The organism is Bartonella sp. AP57NXGY, from assembly GCF_042195805.1.
Classification (GTDB): Bacteria; Pseudomonadota; Alphaproteobacteria; order Rhizobiales; family Rhizobiaceae; genus Bartonella.
Genome location: NZ_JBHIOZ010000130.1, coordinates 2,207 through 3,558, shown reverse-complemented (window position 1 = coordinate 3,558; position 1,352 = coordinate 2,207). Strand labels below are relative to the sequence as shown.

Sequence of the window (1,352 nt, the reverse complement as noted above, 5' to 3'; positions counted from 1 at the left end):
ATTTTATGAATAAGTGAAGCCGGTAAAGGCGAATAGCGTAAAAGATCGAGCATAATCTCAGGCGTTGTAAAATTTTGCATCAAAGGAAGCAATTGCATGATCAGTGCAAAAGTACGCTCTTTTTCATTAAGACTTGTTGGCGCATCATCCACGACAATATCATATTCCAAGCTTGTCACCATTTCGCGTGTCAGCGGCACATACTGGGCATTTTCATCACCAGCAATACGCACCAACCGCCCATCGGAGAGATAATTTTGAATAAGATAGAGAATAATTTTTCCCTGTCGTTGCCGATATCGACGCAACCCATCAAAAAAGGAAGCCAAAAGATTAAGTGACGATTGTCGCCGTTGTTGTTCAAGAATGCCAGGCTGATTGACAGCTCGCGTCCCAATAAATTCAGAAGACAACCCCGTCACCTGTTCGAGAGCACTCTTTGCTTCATTAAACAATTGAAAAAAACCTTGCGGAAATTGCGCCACGGGTTTAGGTTGGATTCTTCCGCCAGACACAGCCCCACTTTTCAACCAAGTAATGCTATCGGCTCTAGCCCAACTCTCGACGGCTTGTCGATCATCATCAAAAGCATCGCGTTCTGCCATAACTCCGCCTTTTGATTGGCTATTAAGCAAATGCATCACTTGACTAAAATATTTATTTGCCCACCGTTGCGGATCTTTTGTAGGGCGCACAATTCCGTAAAACTGTCGGCTTAACTTATCAAAAGTACCGGTAATACACTCCCATCCCAATTGATTGGGTGGAACCAAAGGCTTATCAGGCGCTTCAAGCAGCTTTCTACCTAAAAATGCCCGTTTGACAATTTTTCTGTTCAACCTTGTTGCCTGGACATGAGGAAAGGTTTTGCTTAAATTTTGGAAATCCTGCTCTGAATAATCGACAAACTTTCCACTTAGAGGCTCGAGAACTTTATAAACCACCTCGCGTTCAAACCAGCGACATTCTACCAATGTCACCATTTTAGGACGTTGATAGCCGCTCCCCTCTTCTCCTTGATACCCCCTCTCGGACTGATAACTTTGTGTCATCCCATCGCTGGTTGAATGTAAAAAGCTCTGATGTTTAACCCAATCAGCATTAAGGTCACTCCAATGAACATTGGGAAACATTTCCTGCGCCACAGCAAGGGGTTTTTCATCAATATACCATAAGCGTTGAGCATCAATAAGATTAGGCTTGACAGCACTTGCATCCCACACCATTTTCATCGGGTCTAAACGTGCAATGATTGGTTTTCCTTGGGGATCTTGTTCATAATCAAGGCGTGTATCTGTCCAGCCCATACCGCAAATAATTGCATCTTGAAAAGCATCGGAATCTTCGTATTC

1 protein-coding gene is annotated in these 1,352 nt (G+C 43.5%); it reads right to left on the bottom strand.

Annotated elements, in window-relative coordinates; all coding sequences use genetic code 11:
• On the bottom strand, positions 1-1,352 hold a 1,352-nt coding region (locus ACFIL8_RS08420; RefSeq protein ID WP_375689415.1), incomplete at both ends, for a phage portal protein.